The following is a 17,581-nucleotide window of genomic DNA, read 5'->3' as shown; positions in this document are numbered from 1 at the left end:
ACCAGGCACGACGCGGCGTCCCCGACCGGGCACGGCACGACGCGGCCCCCCTCACGGGCACCCGTCCCTCGCCTCCTCCCCCTCCCGCGGCACCCGGCCCGCTCGTCCGACGCATCCTTAACGCGGTCTTGACGCCGCCCGGCCCCCTTTGCCGTGGCCTTGGGATCACTCCCTGCTTACGCTGATGCGGCGGTCTTCCGATGGCCGGAACTGTTCGTATCACCGCACGTCTGGAGTTCCTTCATGGCTGCCACGGAGGCCACCCGTTCCACCCGCCTGCGCGCGTGGATGCTGGAGGGCCTGTCCGACATGGGCAAGGGCGGCGACCACACCGCACCGCGCCCCGAGCCTGAGCCGGGGCCCGTGTCCGGGTCCGCGCACCGAGGTCAGCCCTGGTGGCGGGTGATGTGCCTGACCGGCGTCGACTACTTCTCCACGCTCGGCTACCAGCCCGGCATCGCGGCGCTGGCAGCCGGACTGCTCTCCCCCGTGGCGACCGTCGTCCTGGTGATCGTCACCCTGGCCGGGGCGCTCCCCGTGTACCGGCGGGTGGCCGAAGAGAGCCCCCACGGCGAGGGCTCCATCGCCATGCTGGAACGGCTGCTGACCTTCTGGAAGGGCAAGCTGTTCGTCCTGACCCTGCTGGGGTTCGCGGCGACGGACTTCCTCATCACGATCACGTTGTCGGCGGCGGACGCCTCGACGCACCTGGTCGAGAACCCTCACCTGGCCGACGCCCTGCACGACAAGCAGGTCCTGATCACGCTCGTGCTGATCGCCCTGCTCGGCGCGGTGTTCCTCAAGGGCTTCCTGGAGGCCATCGGCGTCGCCGTGGCTCTGGTGGCGGTCTATCTGGCGCTGAACGCCGTGGTCGTGGTGACCGGCCTGTGGCACGTCGTGACCGAGGGCCATGTGGTCACGGACTGGTCGACCGCCCTCACCGCCGAACACGGCAACGTCTTCGTCATGATCGGTGTGGCGCTGATCGTCTTCCCGAAGCTGGCGCTCGGCCTCTCCGGCTTCGAGACCGGCGTCGCGGTCATGCCGCACGTGCAGGGCGACCCGGGCGACACGGAGGCGAACCCGAAGGGACGGATCCGGGACACCAAGCGGCTGCTGACGACCGCCGCCGTGATCATGAGCGTCTTCCTGATCTGCACGAGCTTCGTCACCACCCTCCTCATCCCGGAGAAGGAGTTCGAGGCGGGCGGCAGCGCCAACGGGCGGGCGCTGGCCTATCTCGCGCACGACTATCTGGGCAACACCTTCGGCACGGTCTACGACATCTCCACCATCGCCATCCTCTGGTTCGCGGGCGCCTCCGCCATGGCGGGCCTGCTCAACCTGATGCCGCGCTACCTCCCCCGCTACGGCATGGCCCCACACTGGGCCCGCGCCGTCCGCCCCATGGTGATCGTCTTCACCCTGATCGGCTTCCTGGTCACCTGGATCTTCGACGCGGACGTGGACGCGCAGGGCGGTGCGTACGCGACCGGCGTCCTGGTCCTCATCTCCTCCGCGGCGATCGCGGTGACCATCGCGGCCCGCAAGGCGGGTCAGCGCAACTGGACGATCGCCTTCGCGATCATCTCGGTCGTCTTCCTCTACACCACCGTCCTGAACGTCGTCGAACGCCCCGACGGTGTGAAGATCGGCGCCTGCTTCATCGCGGGCATCGTCCTCGTCTCCCTCCTGTCCCGGCTGGCCCGCGCCTTCGAACTGCGCGTGACCAGCGTGGAGCTGGACGACGTGGCGGAGCGCTTCGTACGGGACATCGCCCACCGCAGGATCCGCTTCGTCGCCAACGAGCCCGGCAGCCGGGACAGTACGGAGTACCGGGAGAAGATCGAGCAGATCCGTCACGACAACGACGTCCCGCTGGCCGAGGACGTCGTCTTCGTGGAGGTCACGGTGACGGACCCCTCGGAGTTCGAGGCGGGCCTCACCGTCCGGGGCGAGGTGCTGCACGGCCGCTACCGGGTGCTGACGCTGGAGTCCTCCTCGGTCCCGAACGCCCTGGCCGCGCTGCTCCTGCACGTCCGTGACAGGACCGGGGGCATCCCCCACATCTACTTCGAGTGGACGGAGGGCACCCCCTTCGCCAACTTCCTCAGGTTCTTCCTCTTCGGCCAGGGCGAGGTCGCCCCGGTCACGCGTGAGGTCCTGCGGGAGGCGGAACCGGACAGGGCCCGGCGCCCCCGCGTCCACGTGGGCTGACACCGGTCCACGCGGAAGGGGCGGCCGCGTCCGCGCGACCGCCCCCGGGCATCGGGCTCAGGCGTCAGGCGCCGGTGAGCATGCCTTCGCGCAGGCGGGTGAGGAGGCGGGAGATAAGTCGGGAGACCTGCATCTGGGAGATGCCGAGGCGCTCGCCGATCTCGGCCTGGGTGAGTTCCTCCACGAACCGCCAGTGGATGATCTTGCGGTGGCGTTCGTCGAGCTCCGCGATCATCGGGGCGAGGGCATGGAAGTCCTCGATCAGCCCGAACGCGGCGTCCTCGTCACCGATGAAGTCGGCCAGCGCGGACTCGCCGTCCTCGCTGCTGGTGATCGCCGCGTCCAGGGAGGCCGACTTGTAGCCGTTGGAGGCCAGCTGGGCCTCCACGACCTCGTCCTCCGGCAGGCTCATCAGCTCGGAGAGTTCCTTCGTCGTCGGGGTCCGGCCGAGGCGGCTCTGCAGTTCCTCGTTGGCGCGGGCGAGCTGCGCTCGGGCCTCCTGGAGCCTGCGGGGCACATGGACGGCCCAGGAGGTGTCACGGAAGAACCGCTTGATCTCACCGACGATGTAGGGGACGGCGAAGGAGGTGAACTCGACCTCGCGGGACAGCTCGAACCGGTCGATCGCCTTGATCAGGCCGATCATGCCGACCTGGACGATGTCCTCCATCTCCTCCGGCCCGCGGCTGCGGAAACGTCCGGCCGCGTAGCGGACGAGGGACATGTTCATCTCGATCAGCGTGTTCCTGGCGTACTGGTACTCGGGGGTGCCCTCCTCCAGTACCTCCAGCTGGTCGAAGAAGAGCTTCGACAGCTCTCGTGCGTCCTTGGGCGCGACCTTGGAAGGGTCCGCGATCTCCGGAACGCCCGCCGTCCGTCCAGTGGTCTGTACGGCCGTCGCCATCATCCGCCCCTCCCAGTCGATCCGCTTCGTGCTCGCCGGCCCTTCGTCCGGCAAGCACGCGCATACCCCGGCCTGCGATGCGCATTCCTCCGACCTCAGAAATTTTCTTCGGCCGGGTGTGAACCGGGGAACCCGTGGGACAGCGGGCCCTCCAGGTCAGACGGTGAAGCGGTCCGGGTCCGCCGCCTGCCAGTCGGCCGCCCATGAGGCGGGCGGCTCGGCCAGCAGTTGTCCCGGCGCGAGCCACTCGTACAGCTCCGCGTAGGACCGGTCGGTGCAGGCGTCGACGCGTCGGCGGAGCATGTGCGGGCGCAGCTGACGAGGGTCGGTGACCCCCATGGCCGCCATGATCTGCAGGGCGCCGGCCACGGTGGCCTCCTGGTAGCGCCGGACGCGCGCCGTCTTGTCGGTCACGTCGAGGGCGCGGGCCCGGCGGGGATCCTGGGTCGTGACGCCCGTGGGGCAGGTGTTGGTGTGGCACCGCTGTGCCTGGATGCATCCGACGGCGAACATCATCGCCCGCGCGGCATTGCCGTAGTCCGCGCCCTGGATCATGCGTTTGACCAGGTCGGTGCCGGTGGCGATCTTGCCGCTCGCGCCGATCCTGACCCGGTCGCGCAGGCCGACGCCCACGAGGGCGTTGTGCACGGTGTGCAGGCCCTCCGTCAGGGGGGTGCCTACGTGGTCGACGAACTCCAGGGGCGCCGCGCCGGTCCCGCCCTCGGCGCCGTCGACCACGATGAAGTCGGGTGCCGTGCCCTCCTCCAGCATGGCCTTGCACACGGCCAGGAACTGCCGGCGCGACCCCACGCACAGCTTGAACCCGGCGGGCTTGCCCCCGGACAGCTCACGCATGCGAGCGAGGAAGCGGACCAGTTCACGTGGTGTGGAGAACACGCGGTGGTACGGCGGTGAGACGACCGTCCGCCCCTCGGGCACTTCCCGGACCCGGGCGATCTCGGCGTTCACCTTGGCGCCCGGCAGCACCCCGCCGATACCGGGCTTGGCGCCCTGCGACAGCTTCAGGGACACGCACCTGACGTGGTCGTGGGCGGCCTTGTCGGCGAACTCGGCGGCGTCGAAGCCGCCGTCCTCGGTGCGGCAGCCGAAGTAGCCGGTGCCGATCTCCCAGACGAGGTCGCCCCCCGGACGCAGGTGGTACTCGGAGAGGCCTCCCTCACCGGTGTCGTGGGCGAACCCGCCCGCCGCCGCGCCGCCGTTGAGCGCGAGGACCGCGTTGGCGGACAGCGAACCGAAGCTCATCGCCGACACGTTGAGCAGGGCCATGTCGTAGGGGCGGGCACAGTCCGGGCCGCCGATCCGTACGCGCGGCGGGGCCACCGGCACCGGGCACGGCGCCATCGACGGGACCAGGAACTCGTGGCCGGGCCGGTACACGTCGCGTTCGGTGCCGAACGGCTCCTCCGCGTCGGTGCCCTTGGCCCGCTCGTAGACGATGCTGCGGACGTCGCGGTCGAAGGGACGCCCGTCGAAGTTCCGCTCGACGAAGTACTGCTGGAGTTCCGGGCGTATGCGCTCCAGGAGGTAGCGGGCGTGGCCGAGGACGGGGTAGTTGCGCAGCACGGAGTGCCGGCGTTGGGTGAGGTCCCACGCGCCCAGCACACCCGTGCAGATGAGCGGGAGCGCGGCGGTCCACCAGTAGGGCGAGATCCCGACCGCCGCTGCCGTGGCCAGGCAGGCGGTCACCAGGGTCAGTACGACGATTCCGAGACGTGTCACGTCTGCCGCGTTGCCCGGTCGTCGGCGGCCATGCGTGCGGCAGGGCGGGAAGTGGTCGCCCCCGGTGAGGGACGGCGGCGGTTGCCGTGCCAGTCGAGCACCAGGACCGTGGCGTCGTCCGTGAGGTTCCCCCGGCAGGCGTCGAGAACCGCGCCGGTCAGCCGGCGCACGACTTCTCTCGGGTGCAGGGCGCGGGTCTCGTGGACGAGCGCGACCAGGTCGACGGCCGCGGCGCCGCGGTCCTGCATGCCGTCGGTGAGCAGGATCAGCCGGTCCTTCGGGCGCAGGCGCAGCTCCTGGGCGCGGTAGGGGATGGGCGCGGCGACGCCGAACGGCAGGTTGACGGCGAGTCGGACCTCCTCGACGGTGCCGTCGCGCAGCCGCAGGGGCCAGGGGTGGCCGGCGTTGACCAGTTCGCAGACGCCCGTGTCGAGGTCGACGCACAGCAACTGGCCCGTGGCCAGGCCGCAGTTGTGGCGCAGCAGTGTCTGGTGGGCCTGTTCGGCCTGCTTCACGGCGTCGCAGCCGCCGCGGCGCGCCCGCCGGAGCGCGCCGATCAGCAGGGTGGCCAGCAGGGCGGAGTCCGTGTCGTGGCCCATGGCGTCGGTGATGGACAGATGCAGGGTGTCGCGGTCGAGGGTGTAGTCGTAGGTGTCGCCACCGATGTCGTCGGCCGGGACCAGCCCGGCGGCGAGGGTGAACTGGTCGGCCTCGCAGCAGGGCGCCGAGGGGAGCAGCTGGTGCTGGATCTCGGCGGCGAGGCTGGTCTCGGTGGTGCGTCGGCCCAGGTGGTAGAGATCGGTGAAGCGGCGGTCCGTGACGATGATGTAGGCGAGCGCGTGGGCCGCGTCGCGGACCTGGCGCAGCGCGGTGTCGTCGGCGGACTGGAGGGTCACCTCCAGCAGGCCGATGCAGTCGCCACGGTTGGTGACCGGCGTGACGACGCGCAGTCCGTCCTGCCCGTCGGGCTCCACGTGTTGGCGCTGGCCTCGGAGCACACCGTCGTAGACGCTGCCGCGCAGTGCGATCGGCTCGGGGTGGTCCGGGGTGTCACCGCCGGGCGCGGCGAGGCGTACCAGCCGCTGACCGATGAGGTCGGCGAACAGGAAGGAGACCCGCTCCGCTCCGAACCGCTTCTGCAGATCGCGAGCCACCACGTCGACGGACTCCCCGGGCGGGGCCGCCTCCGCGGCGGCCAGCAACTCGCCCAGTTCCAGATCTCCACACTCCACGACAACCTCCTGTCGGTTGCCGCAACTTTTTCCCCGAGTTTTCGCTACATCACCCGATGTGTGACACGGCACGCGATCCGAGGATCCGACGCGGCGCCGGATATGCCCGGATATTTACCTACGGAGTGTGACGGCCTGTGACGTCCGCGGCGGGGTCGTCGGCCAGGGCGATACGGACGGTGATGCGCTTGCCGACCGGTTCGCGCCGCGCCTCGAAGCCGTGCGCGACGGCCATGACGATCTCCAGACCGTGCTGCCCGACCCGGCCCGGGTCGGCGGCGCGGGCCACCGGCAGGACGGGATCGCTGTCCCACACGGCCACCTCGACCATCGCGCCGGAGACCCGCAGCTCCATCAGCACCGGGCCGGGGGCGTATTTGCGCGCGTTGGTGACGAGTTCGCTGACCACCAGCTGGGTCAGTTCCATCGCGCGGGCGGACACCGGCACGCCGTGCTCGACCTGGACACGGGTGAGGAAGTCGGCAGCGCTGTGCCGCGCCTGGGCGATGCAGGACCCGTCGCCGTCCAGGGCGACGGTGTCCTGGATCGGAGCGACATCGGGCATCACACCGCCCTCGCCGTCAGGAACTGATTCCGCCGGGTCCACTTTGATCCCCCGTTCACCTGCCTGCGCGTACCCCGCACCATGACTCACATGCTCCCTGAGATCGACCCAGGCATTGAACACCTGTTCGCCGTACCATCGTGGCAGGGTGCCGAAGTACATCCTGTCGGAACCCCAGCAGCCACCAGCCAGAGCAGTCGAGGACACCAGCGGTGACAGACACCCATGGAGCAGGCCGTCCCGGCCGGCTGTCGATCGGTCTCACCTCCGTCGACGGCGTCCGGGTGGTGACGCTGCGCGGCGAGATCGACCATACGGTCAGGGAGCGGTTCACCGAAGCCCTGCTGCCTGACGGGGACGCGGGCGCGCGGACCGTGGTCGACCTCAGCGGCGTGACGTTCATGGACTCCAGCGGCGTCAACGTCCTCGTCGCCGCCCACCACGGGATGAGCGACGCACAGGGCTGGCTACGCATCGCCGGCGCCCGGGATCCGGTGCGGCGGCTCCTGCACCTGGTCGCCCTGGACCAGGTCATCGCCTGTCATCCCACCGTCGAGGAGGCCCTCGCGGCCTGAGCCGCGGGCCGGGGCAGCCGACGGGTCCGACGTCCGGGCGGCCAGGCGGCCGGCGAGCGTCGGGACGACGACGGTCCGCCCCACGGGGGGTGCCCTTGGAAGCCCAGGGGAAGGCGCTCGTCACCGCGCCCCTCCCTCGGCCACCCGTCCGTTCTCCGGCCCTCGTCCGTTCTCCGGCCCCCGGCCGTTCTCGGGTTTCCAGCCCCAGGCGGTCAGCATGCCGGCCGAGAGCGCGGCGCATTCCTCGGAGCACAGGTAGCGGACCGCCTCGTCGACGGCCGTGTCGTCGACGAGACCCGTGGCGAGCATCGCGGCTCTGCTCCGCTCCCACGTGTCCGCCCAGAAGCGGCTGAGGGGGCTGCCCGGAAGCAGGGGCGGCACATGGATCTCGGCGGCCACGGGCCCGAGCCCCGCCGCCCGCAGCAGGTGCGGGTACGACGGCACCCCAGAGACATCGGTCCCGATGGTGGCCCGCAGCCCCTGCCACATGGCCCGCATGACCCGGCTGTACGGGGTGTCGGGCGTCCGGTCCCCGGTCAGGTCGACGGCGTCGCTGAGGACCAGCACGCCGCCGGGTTCGACGAGGGCGGCCAACGCCGTGATCAGGCGGTCGCGCTCGGGCAGATGCATCAGCACGAAGCGCGCGTGGACGAGCCGGAACCGGCCGGACACGAAGTCGGGGGCGGTGATGTCGGCTTCCCGCACGTCGAGCCCCGGAACGGTACGGGCACCGAGGAAACGGACGTCGCGGTCCACAGCGAGCACGCTCGCCACCCCGGCCTCCGCGAGGAGACGCCGGGACACCGTGCCCGTGCCGGCGCCGACATCCAGACAGCGCCAGCCGGGGCCGACGCCGAGCGCCCGCAGGCGCGCCATGGTGATGTCGTCGTAGGCCAGCGCGCCGAAGTCGATGCGCTCGCCCTCGCCCGCCTGGCCCGGAGGGAAGACGGCCTCGCCGTAGCGGCCGCCGCCCGACAGCGGGTCGTCGATGGGTTCCATGGTGCCGGGCCCCTTCGCACGGGGGTGAGGTGGTGCGGCCGTACCGAGGCCGCCGGTGCACCGATCCTCCCCGGAGGGCGGCGTGCACAGCCGAGGCGCGCCAGCACCTGAGCCGATCGGACCTGGACGGTGCCGACCCCGTACCGCACGGAAATCGGTTGTACGGCGTGCGGGCCGGCGTCTAGGTTCTGCGGTCATCGACGTGTAGCTCAGCAGCAGAGCGCCGGGCTCGGGACCCGGAGGGCGCGGGGGCGGAACCTGCCACGTCGGCTTATGAACGACAACGCTGAGCAGCAGCACCCCACCGCGGCGCCGTCCTATGCGGCGGCCCAACTGGCCAGGGACTTCACCACCGGGCTGACCCACGAGGACGCCGACACCCGGCGCCGGGCCGAGGTGCGCGGGCAGCGCTGGCGGCAGGTCCTCGCCGGGATGGCCGCGGGCCGGCTGACGATCGGTTCACGCACCCCGGTCGCGGGCCTCCCCGCCTGGGCGACCCCCGAGGTCGTGCGGGGCGGCTTCGCGACCGGGACCGCGAGCGCGGGCGGCCCACTCCAGCCGTACGAGATCGAGGCGGCGCGGAGCTTCGGGGTGCCCGCCGACCGGCGCGCGCTCTTCGCCCACTGCCTCACCGAGCCCGGACTGGCCTGGCTGTGGGCCCTGTTGGACGGCGGTCACTACGAGATCGGCCTCCCCGAGGAGGCGGCGCTGCTCACCCTGGCGTGGCTGGTGCGGCGCGGGGAGGTGGACGCGGCGCTCGACCTCGCGGCGGAGCTGGAACCGTTCGCCGGCCGGCTGCGGTTCCTGCCCCGCCCGGCGGACGGCCCCGCGCCGGACTCCGCCGACGCCGTCCACCGGTACACCGTCTCCGACACCGTCGACACGCTGGTCCGGCGGCGGCCCAACGCGGCCGTCGAGACCCAGCGCGAGGCGCTCGCCGTGTGGCAGCCGTTCGGCGACGAACTCCTCGTGCACTGGCTGCGGACCGCACGGGACGGCCGGGTCCTCGAACTCGCCCCGGACGACGACTGGCTGGCGGACGGCGCGAGGCTGCTCGGCCGCTACCGGCGGCTCGCCGCGGAGCACACCCGCTGCACCAAGCACCGCGGCCCCAAGGCGAACCTGGGCATTCTGCGGGGCGCACTGGAGGAGGTCGTCGCCGGGCGGCCACTGGACGCGCGCCGGCTCGGTCTGCTGCGGCACGCGGTGGAGTCGATGGTGCGGCGACGCGGCCTGCCCGGGTCCGCGGCGCACACGGCGCTGCGCCGAGGCCAGGCCGCGCAGGCGGCCCTCCCCTCCCACCACGCCCTGGCCCAGCTGATGGTGCGCCGCCTCGCCGTACTCCCCCAGGACACCGGTGTCACCGATGTCGCCCCGCTCCTGGGCGCGGTGACCGAGGAGGAGGGCCGGGAGACCGGGCTGCCCGTAGGCGCCGCCGTGCCGCCCGTGATCGGCCGGGTCGTCGAGTCCGCGCTGAGCGCGCCGATCGGCACCCTCGTGGAGCGGGGTGTCGTCCCGTCCGCCGAGGTACTGGCCGAACTGATACCGCAGTTGGTCGCCGCGACCACCGCCCGGTCGTACCGCGACGAGACGCTGCGGGCGCTGATGACGGCGCACTACCGGGCGTTCCGCAACCGCCGCTCCCTGCTGCTGCTCGGCCTGGAGCGGCAGGTGCGCGTGGAGGAACTGCCCTGGGTACGCGCGGTGTCGGGGCAGCGGTCGGCGGTGCCGGGCAGGGCGGACGGCGAGGGCGCGCTCACCGTGCTGCGGCAGCTGGGCGAACTGGCCGTGCAGGCGTTCCCGGGGACCCTTCTGCCCACCCCGCTGGTCCGTGAACTGGGGGAGCTGGGACGCCGGTGCGAACTGGGCGCCCCGTTCGTGGAGGAGCTGGCCGCGGACATCTTCATGGGCGCGTTCAGCCCCAAGTTCCTCACGGCGGCACGGATCGCGGGCGACCTGCTCGGCGGGGGCTCCCTGTACGAGCGCTACTACGGCATCGACTACACGGCGATCCGAGACCTTGCGAGCGCGGAGGCCGGCGCCGCGCCGGCCCGCTCGTCCGGCGCGCGCACATCGCCCGGTTTCGCGCGTCTGTGCGCCGAGCGCGCGGGGACGCCGTCCGGGTTCTGGTCGGTCGCCGCGAACGGCACGGTGATCGAGCAGGCGCAGATCCTCACCACGCACAACCTGGCCACGCTGGTCGGGCGGGTGGGCATCGCCCCGCGGCCCGGCTGGTCCGACCTGGCGCGGCGCTGCTTCGTGACGGTGTGCCGGCTGACAGCGCGCGTCCACCACAATCCTCGCCCCCTGGGCACCGTCAAGGACGCGGCGTACGCCTGGCGCCAGATGCTGTTCCACCTGTCCCTGTGCCCGCCCGGGGAGCAGCGGCGGATGATCGCCGGGCTGCGGGAGGAGACGGCCCGTCATCCCGCCCATGTCGCGGCCCGGTTGGCACCGGCCCTGGCGGGCCTGACCCTGATCGCCGAGGGTGGCGCCTTCGACGCCGACGGCACGGCGGACGACGGTCGGGCCCGACGCCTGCTGGGGTGGAGCACCGAGGGTCATTGGATGCGGAACCAGCCCCATACATAGGATGTCAAGGGGTCGGCGGGCAGCGGAGTGGGCGCCTGTTAGCCCCAGTTGGGCTCGATCATCCTCAACTTTCCTGTATTCATGGGATGTCATGGACTCAATCGCGTGGTATCTATACGTCCCATGAGACGGTCCTGGATTCTTCCCCTGATCACGCTGGTCGCCGCCACGTTCGGAGTGACAGCGGCGGGTTCGACCCCGGCCTCCGCCGCCCCGACCACCCCCTTGCGGGTCATGCCGTTGGGTGACTCCATCACCTGGGGCATCGGAAGCAGTACGGGCAACGGCTACCGGGCCCCGTTGTGGAACAGGCTCGCCGCGGACGGCCACCCGCTGGACTTCGTGGGCACCGGGCGCGCCGGTTCGATGTCCGACCCCGACAACGAAGGCCACTCCGGATACAAGATCCACCAGATCACCGCACTCACCGACGCCGCGCTGACGCGTTACCGCCCCAACGTCGTCACCCTGCACATCGGCACCAACGACCTCAACGAGAGCTATCAGGTCTCCACGGCCACCGCCCGGCTGCGGTCGCTGGTCGACCGGATCACCGCCGCCGCTCCCGACGCGACCGTCCTCGTGGCCTCCCTGGTGGTGTCCACCAGCGGCTCGGAGGAGCAGTACCGGGCCGCGTACAACCAGGCCGTCCCCACGATCGTGCGGGACGCGCAGGCGGCGGGCAAGCACGTCGCGTACGTGGACATGAGCGGCCTCACCACGGCCGACCTGGTCGACGCCCTGCACCCCAACGACTCCGGCTACCAGAAGATGGCGGACGCCTTCCACCGCGGCGTCCGGACCGCGGACAGCGCCGGGTGGCTGAGGAACCCCGCTCCCGCACCCGCCCGGGTGGAGTCGGGCCTGGCCGGCAAGTGCCTCGACGTCAGCGGCGCGAACACCGCCGACGGGACCGCCGTCCAGATCTGGAGCTGCGGCGGCAGCGCCAACCAGGTCTGGTCCGCCTACACCGACGGCACCCTGCGCTCCCTGGGCAAGTGCCTCGACGTCTCCGGCAGCGGGACGGCCAACGGCACCAAGGTGCAGCTGTGGACCTGCCACGGCGGCGCCAACCAGGTCTGGCAGCCCTACGACGGCGGCTACCGCAACCCCGCGTCCGGGCGCTGCCTCGATGTCCCGGGCTTCTCCACGACCGACGGCACCCAGCTCCACCTGTGGGACTGCCACGGCGGCAGCAACCAGAAGTGGACGACGCTGGCCGCAGGCTGACCGTGCGTCGCGCCGACGCCGGCCGCCGGCTGCCCTTCCGTCGCACCGGCCGGCCCGGGGTGGCATGCGCCCGGCATGCCACCCCGCCTCGTCCGGGCCGGCTTCCTCAGGGTTCGGACGCCGTCGAGGACGTGGACCGGGACGGCTGACCGGGCTCCTGATGACGCTGGTCGCCATCCTCCGGCGGTGTACGGGGCGGTGGTCGACTGGTGGCTGACGGGCGCCGTGCGTACGGGGTCAACGCCACGCTCCAGGCCAGGTTCTCCCGAGGGTTGCCCTGGCGGATCGAGGTGGTTGCCTCCGACGATCCGGTGCTGTCCGACGCCACGGGCACGACCGACGCGTTCACCGTCCAGACCCAGTACAAGGGTGACTCGCCGGTGACCCTGGCCTACCACTTCCACAGCGGCGAGAAGGTCCTGTACCACCTCCCCGAACCCCGCCGCCGTCGGCGCCTGCCGTCATCGGACGTGGCGTGCGATGCCGGTCGCCTTCGCCATCAGCCACTCCAGCGGGCCGCGGGAGGCGTACCGCGACCAGACGGTCGCGAAGACCATCACCGCCGCGATGAAGCCGAGGAGGACATGCAGCGGGGAGCCCGGCAGTTCCTCGATGCCCAGGAGCTGGATGCCGACGATGTGGAAGACGTAGGCCGTCAGCGACATCGAGCCGACCGCGACGACCGGCCGCGCCAGACGGCCCAGACGGGGGAAGGCGTCCATCGCGGACAGGCAGCCGGCCACGACGGCGACCGCCACACCGGTGTTGGCGACGATCGACAGGGTCGTCTCACTGTGCGGGGAGGCGACCAGCAGCGCGTGGGCGCTGCCCCAGGGGTAGCCGCCCGTGTCGGACCACCACAGGTCACCGGGGTCACCGCCCCAGGTGGACGCGCCGATCGCCGCGTACGCGCCGGGCACGAGATGGATCGCCAGCCACGAACCCCCGTAGCCGACGACCGCCAGCGCGGCACCCGTCAGCGCGAGCCGTGCGCGGACGGCGGTGGCGGTCAGGTCGAGGCGGGCGACGGCCATACCGGCGATGACGAACGGGATCCAGGTCAGCGCGGGGTAGCTTCCGGTGAAGAGCAGCGAGACGGGCCCGTCGTAGCCGCTCTCCGGTCCGACCCCGCCGTCCAGGACCGTCTGCCGCAGCACGTACAGCACCTGCGGCAGCACCAGCGCCGTGCCCGCCGCGATCACCGCCAGCGGACCCGCGCCGAGCCGGTACAGCGGCAGGACGAGGAGGAAGTACACACCGTAGAACGCGAGGATCACCTCGACCGGGGTGCCGGACATCGTCAGCGCCGTGCCCACGGCCAGCAGGATCACCGCCCGGATGACCACCTTGGCGACGGCCTGGCGGCCCGCCCGGCCCGTCTTCGGCACGCTGCGCCCGGTGATGAGCACGACGGCGAACCCGGCCAGGAACGCGAACAGGGCGGAGGAGCGGCCGTGGGCCAGCTCCATCAGGAAGCCGGTCACCCCGCCCTCGCCGGGGTCGGGGCCGACATGGGCCGCGTACATGCCGAAGACGGCGAGACCGCGGGCCAGGTCCAGGCCGATCAGCCGGCCCACGCCGGGCGCGCCGGGCGAGGGGTCGGCCGAGCGGGGGGTCGGTGACGTCCCGTCGGCCGGGGGCGGCGCGATGCACGGGGGCGGCGTGGCGGCTGAGTGCTGTGTCATGGCGTTCAGCCTGGAAAGAACGCGCCCCGCGGAGTATCCGGCGACCGGCTGCGCCACCCCTGCCGACCGGAGGGCGCATCCCCACCAGGTGGTGGGAGACGTCCTCCGTGAGGGTGACGAGGACATGACTCAGGAAGGCATGGAGCGACCGCCCGGCGCACCGCTCCGCACCACGTGACCGCCGTCCGGCGGCCCGGCTCACTGCTCCTTCGGCGGGGCCGTGCTCTCCCGGAGGGTCAGGGTGGTCGCGATCTCCAGTCCGACCTGCGGCACGTCCTCACCGCGGCCGAGGGCGAGCGCCAGTTCGGTGGCGGCGGCCGCCATCTCGGCGAGGGGCTGGTGGACGGTGGTCAGGGGCGGATCCATCCACGCCACGGCCGGTACGTCGTCGAAGCCCACCACGCTGAGATCGTCCGGGACGCGCAACCCGAGTTCACGTGCGGCCTGGTAGACGCCGACCGCCTGCATGTCGTTCGCGGTGAACACGGCGGTGGGCCGGTCGGGCCGGGACAGCAACTCCCGTGCGGCCGCGTACCCATGCTCACGGGTGAGCTGGGTCCTGACCACCAGGCGGGGTTCCGCCGGCAGGCCGGCCTCCGCGAGAGCGGACGTGTAGCCGGACAGCCGGGCGAGGCAGAAGGCGTGGTCGGGCCCGCTGATCATGGCGATGCGCCGGTGTCCGAGTCCGATGAGGTGCCGGGTCGCCGCCTGACCGCCCCTCCAGTTGGTGGCGCCCACGAACGGCACGTCGTCGGGCAGCTCGTCGATCGGGTCGAAGACGACGAACGGAATGCCCCGCGCCCTCAGTTGCTCGCGTTCCGCCTCGGAGAGCTGCGCGACCGACAGGACGCACCGGGGGCGCCGCCCGACGGTGTCGTCGATGGTCACGCCGGAGGTGTCATGGAGCCCGAACTCCGACACCAGCACGCCGATCCGGTTCTTGCGGGCCACCCGCTCGACCCCGCGGATGATCTCCACGGCCCACATGCTCTCCAGTTCGCGGAACACCAGCTCCATGAGATTGCTGCGGTTCTTGGGAGGCTTGCGGTAGCCGTGCTGGTGGATGAGCTGCTCCACGCGGGCCCGTGTCTCGTCGGACACCCCGGACCGGCCGTTGAGCACCTTCGACACGGTGGGTACGGAGACGCCGGCGGACTCGGCGATGTACGCGATCGTCACCGACACGGGTCCCTCGCCGCGCTCCCCTTGGTCCTCCGTCGAAGGTTGTCCCGCTCGGTTGTCCGGCACGGTCGCCCTCTCCCCTCCCCTGGCCTGCTGCCCCGCCATTCTGGCACCTCGCGCCGGGGGTCCGGTGATCGTCCGCCGCGCAGCGGCCGTCCCCCGGTGTCGGTGAGCGGTGAGCGGTCAGCGGTCGAGGTGGAAGCGGACGGTGGTGCCGTCGGGCGCCGTGTGGAGGCGGACGAGGTCGGTGATGTGGTGGACCAGCAGCAGACCGCGTCCGCCCAGTTGGTCGCGTGCCGGGGGCCTGCGGCCGGCCAGGGGGTCGGTCAGCCGCCCGAGGTCGTGGACCTCGCAGACGATCTGCTCGCCCTCGGCCCAGATCCGCAGCGTCCCCGATCGACCGCCGTGCACCACGGAGTTGGTGGTCAGCTCCGCGACCGCCAGCGTCAGATCCTGCATCCGCGCCTCCGTCAGCCCGAGCCGGCGGGCCTCCCGCACCGCGAACGCGCGGGCCCACGGCAGCGCTTCCGCGTCGAACGGCAGGGCCGCCGCTCCGGGCGGGACGGTGAGGGGCTCGTTGTAGCGGGCGACCACCTGTTCGGGAGCGTAGGCGTCGCTGGGCCGTTCGACACCGGAGTCGATGACGACGGGATGCGTGGCGCGGGCGTCGGCGAGCACCGCCGGGGTCAGGGCGTCCGCGTCGTACGGGCAGAGGATCGTCACCGCACGGCCCTGGAAGGCCACGTTGATGAGGGCCTCGTGCTGGACGCACGCCGGGTACTCCGCCGCCGAGCGGCCGGCCCAGATCGGCTCCCCGATGATCCTCACCCGGCCGCCGGGGTGGGCGTCGGCGAAGGCGCGCAGGACGCCGGGGATGATCCGCCCGGGGTTGCGGCCCGCCCGCGTCATGTCGAGGAACTCGACCCCGGCGGCGTCGGCGCCCAGCCCGGCCTCGACGAGTGCGAGGCGGGGGCCCGGTACGGCGACCGCGACGGCCTCCCCGGCGGCCAGGCCGTCCCGGAGGAACGGCACGGTGCCCGCCAGGTACTGCTCCGCACCGCGGTAGAACAGCGCCGGGTGCACGAAAGGGTCTCTGTCGGCGGCCGTGGTCATCGCTCCGCCACCTCGATCGCCGCGAGGCCGGGCCAGAACAGGTCGAGGATGCGCGTCAGCTCCGGCGGCGGACGGTGCACGACGATACGGCCGGTGGTCAGTCGCTGCGCGGTGACCGCCAGCACCGCCGCGCCGCCCACGTCGATGGACATCAGCCCCGACAACTCCACGTGGGAGACGTCCCCATGGGCGCTCGCCACCTTCTTCAGGGCTTGTTCCCAGGATGAACGGGTGATCACGTTGATCTCTCCAGCGGCACGGATACCGGGACGGCCGGACAGCGAACGGATCTCCAGCGCGGCGCCCCCGAACCGCGGTGCCGGGACCCTCCCGTCCTCGCCGTCGGCGGCATCCACGTTCCCTCCCTGTGTCGGGTACCGGGGGGCGACGCTCCCCCGTGTCGCCGCTCACCGCGTCCCCGGAAACGACGGACCAAAAGACACGTCATCGTATAACCCGCCGGTCGACCGGGCCTGATTCCGTGTCCGGTGTTTACGGGTGGGCTTTCGGGACATTCCAGTGCCTGCCATGGACACAGGGGTTCGAGCGCCCGGTGGGGCGGTCGACCGACGGAGGGGGAACAACCGTGCTCACACCCACAAGACGGTGGCGCCGCTTACTCGGCACCCTGACGGGCGTGGCCGTCGCGCTCGGGCTCACGGCGGGGGCGGCGCAGCCGGCCGCGGCGGCCGACGGTACGCCCCGGGCCGTGACCGCCTACCGCCACACCAGCGAGGCCGGTGACTGGATCGGGCAGGGCTCCGCCGTCGCGTACACCCCGTCCACGGCGAGCATCACCGTCGAGGGCGCCCTGGAGGTCGTACGGATCCGGGTCGAGAACGACAGCGCGTGGTGGGACGTGGTGCTCGCCGCCCCGCACGGCGAGAAGCTGCACCCCGGCGTCTACCGCGACGCGGAGCGCGCCCACTCCGCGACGGGGCGGGCCCCCGGCCTCGACGTGAGCGGACAGCACCGCGGCTGCAACGTGGTGTACGGCCAGTTCGCCGTCCACCAGATCGAGGCCGACGCCTCCGGGGACATCACCCTGCTGGACGCCACCTACACCCAGCGCTGCGAGGCCCCGGACGCCCCCGTGCTGAAGGGTGTCGTCAAGTACCGCGCGTATCCCCTGTCGTTCACCTACGCCAGCGAGCCGGGCGACTACCCCGGCCAGGGCCGCTCGGGCACCCACACGGGGGCCACGAGCATCTTCACGCTGCGGGAGTGGGGCGTCGGCGGCCTGTCCTGGGACACGTCCGGCAAACGGGAGTCCTGGTCGGCGCTGCTCGTCCCGCCCACCGGCGAACGCTTCGAGGCGGGGCGCACCTACCGGACCGAACGCGGCAGCGGCCCCGGCGTCGCCGGCCTCGACGTGTCCGGCTTCGGCGGCTGCAACCGCAGCCACGGCACCCTGACCCTCACCAGGCTGGCCCGGGACGCCGACGGCACGGTCACCGCCTTCGCCGCCACGTTCGAACAGCACTGCGAGGGAGCCGAGCCCGCGCTGCGCGGGACGATCCACTACTACGCCTGACCGCACGGAGCGG

At 72.1% G+C, this 17,581-nt stretch carries 14 protein-coding genes and 1 tRNA gene; 6 read left to right on the top strand and 9 right to left on the bottom strand.

What is annotated here, in order from left to right:
* The first annotated feature begins 243 nt into the window (after nucleotides 1-243).
* On the top strand, nucleotides 244-2,217 hold the full coding sequence (locus AOK15_RS10660) for an APC family permease (RefSeq protein ID WP_055515247.1): 1,974 nt from the start codon (nucleotides 244-246) through the stop codon (nucleotides 2,215-2,217).
* A gap of 64 nt (nucleotides 2,218-2,281) precedes the next feature.
* On the opposite strand, the gene AOK15_RS10655 is transcribed toward AOK15_RS10660, so the two are convergent.
* The 4 genes from AOK15_RS10655 to AOK15_RS10640 all read right to left on the bottom strand — a co-directional run bounded on the left by AOK15_RS10655 (nucleotide 2,282) and on the right by AOK15_RS10640 (nucleotide 6,658).
* A complete protein-coding gene (locus tag AOK15_RS10655) occupies nucleotides 2,282-3,124 on the bottom strand; it encodes an RNA polymerase sigma factor SigF (protein WP_055515256.1) in 843 nt (280 codons plus the stop codon).
* Between the two features lie 153 nt (nucleotides 3,125-3,277).
* Nucleotides 3,278-4,861, bottom strand: a complete 1,584-nt coding sequence (locus AOK15_RS10650) for an FMN-binding glutamate synthase family protein (protein WP_055515245.1) — start codon at nucleotides 4,859-4,861, stop codon at nucleotides 3,278-3,280.
* Entirely contained in the window at nucleotides 4,858-6,093 is a 1,236-nt protein-coding gene (locus tag AOK15_RS10645; protein WP_055515243.1) for a PP2C family protein-serine/threonine phosphatase, read from the bottom strand. The genes AOK15_RS10650 and AOK15_RS10645 overlap by 4 nt, the downstream gene beginning before the upstream one ends.
* A 118-nt stretch (nucleotides 6,094-6,211) precedes the next feature.
* Nucleotides 6,212-6,658: an ATP-binding protein gene (locus AOK15_RS10640; RefSeq protein WP_055515241.1), complete on the bottom strand. Its 447-nt coding sequence runs from the start codon at nucleotides 6,656-6,658 to the stop codon at nucleotides 6,212-6,214.
* A 212-nt stretch (nucleotides 6,659-6,870) separates the two neighbouring features.
* On the opposite strand from AOK15_RS10640, the gene AOK15_RS10635 reads away from it, so the two are divergent.
* A complete protein-coding gene (locus AOK15_RS10635) occupies nucleotides 6,871-7,233 on the top strand; it encodes an STAS domain-containing protein (protein ID WP_055515239.1) in 363 nt (120 codons plus the stop codon).
* A 120-nt stretch (nucleotides 7,234-7,353) separates the two neighbouring features.
* Here the strand turns inward: AOK15_RS10635 and AOK15_RS10630 are convergent, their stop codons facing one another.
* Nucleotides 7,354-8,232, bottom strand: a complete 879-nt coding sequence (locus AOK15_RS10630) for a class I SAM-dependent methyltransferase (RefSeq protein WP_055515237.1) — start codon at nucleotides 8,230-8,232, stop codon at nucleotides 7,354-7,356.
* Nucleotides 8,233-8,430: 198 nt separating this feature from the next.
* Here AOK15_RS10630 and AOK15_RS10625 point away from each other — a divergent pair.
* The 3 genes from AOK15_RS10625 to AOK15_RS10615 all read left to right on the top strand — a co-directional run bounded on the left by AOK15_RS10625 (nucleotide 8,431) and on the right by AOK15_RS10615 (nucleotide 12,054).
* A tRNA-Pro gene (locus AOK15_RS10625) sits at nucleotides 8,431-8,502 on the top strand.
* Between the two features lie 3 nt (nucleotides 8,503-8,505).
* Nucleotides 8,506-10,824 carry a coiled-coil domain-containing protein gene (locus tag AOK15_RS10620; protein ID WP_055515235.1) on the top strand — a complete coding sequence of 773 codons (2,319 nt, stop codon included), beginning with the start codon at nucleotides 8,506-8,508 and terminating at the stop codon, nucleotides 10,822-10,824.
* A 123-nt stretch (nucleotides 10,825-10,947) separates the two neighbouring features.
* A complete protein-coding gene (locus AOK15_RS10615; protein ID WP_055515233.1) occupies nucleotides 10,948-12,054 on the top strand; it encodes an SGNH/GDSL hydrolase family protein in 1,107 nt (368 codons plus the stop codon).
* 461 nt (nucleotides 12,055-12,515) lie between these two features.
* Here AOK15_RS10615 and AOK15_RS10610 read toward each other — a convergent pair whose 3' ends face one another.
* From AOK15_RS10610 to AOK15_RS10590, 4 genes are all read right to left on the bottom strand, one after another.
* Complete coding sequence (locus AOK15_RS10610; RefSeq protein WP_055515231.1) at nucleotides 12,516-13,739, bottom strand: DUF418 domain-containing protein; 1,224 nt, start codon at nucleotides 13,737-13,739, stop codon at nucleotides 12,516-12,518.
* Nucleotides 13,740-13,937: 198 nt separating this feature from the next.
* A complete protein-coding gene (locus tag AOK15_RS10600) occupies nucleotides 13,938-14,918 on the bottom strand; it encodes a LacI family DNA-binding transcriptional regulator (protein WP_240508378.1) in 981 nt (326 codons plus the stop codon).
* Nucleotides 14,919-15,104: 186 nt separating this feature from the next.
* Nucleotides 15,105-16,034 carry a sensor histidine kinase gene (locus AOK15_RS10595; RefSeq protein ID WP_205632111.1) on the bottom strand — a complete coding sequence of 310 codons (930 nt, stop codon included), beginning with the start codon at nucleotides 16,032-16,034 and terminating at the stop codon, nucleotides 15,105-15,107.
* Nucleotides 16,031-16,390, bottom strand: coding sequence for an STAS domain-containing protein (locus AOK15_RS10590; RefSeq protein ID WP_055515224.1), 360 nt, complete (start codon nucleotides 16,388-16,390; stop codon nucleotides 16,031-16,033). The genes AOK15_RS10595 and AOK15_RS10590 overlap by 4 nt, the downstream gene beginning before the upstream one ends.
* A 281-nt stretch (nucleotides 16,391-16,671) precedes the next feature.
* On the opposite strand from AOK15_RS10590, the gene AOK15_RS10585 reads away from it, so the two are divergent.
* Nucleotides 16,672-17,568, top strand: a complete 897-nt coding sequence (locus AOK15_RS10585; RefSeq protein WP_240508377.1) for a hypothetical protein — start codon at nucleotides 16,672-16,674, stop codon at nucleotides 17,566-17,568.
* Nucleotides 17,569-17,581: the final 13 nt, after the last annotated feature.

The sequence above is a fragment of the Streptomyces ossamyceticus genome, from assembly GCF_001418475.1.
In the GTDB taxonomy this organism is placed as follows: Bacteria; Actinomycetota; Actinomycetes; order Streptomycetales; family Streptomycetaceae; genus Streptomyces; species Streptomyces ossamyceticus.
The sequence above is the reverse complement of the archived record's forward strand: the minus strand, read 5'-3'. Positions and strand labels throughout refer to the sequence as shown.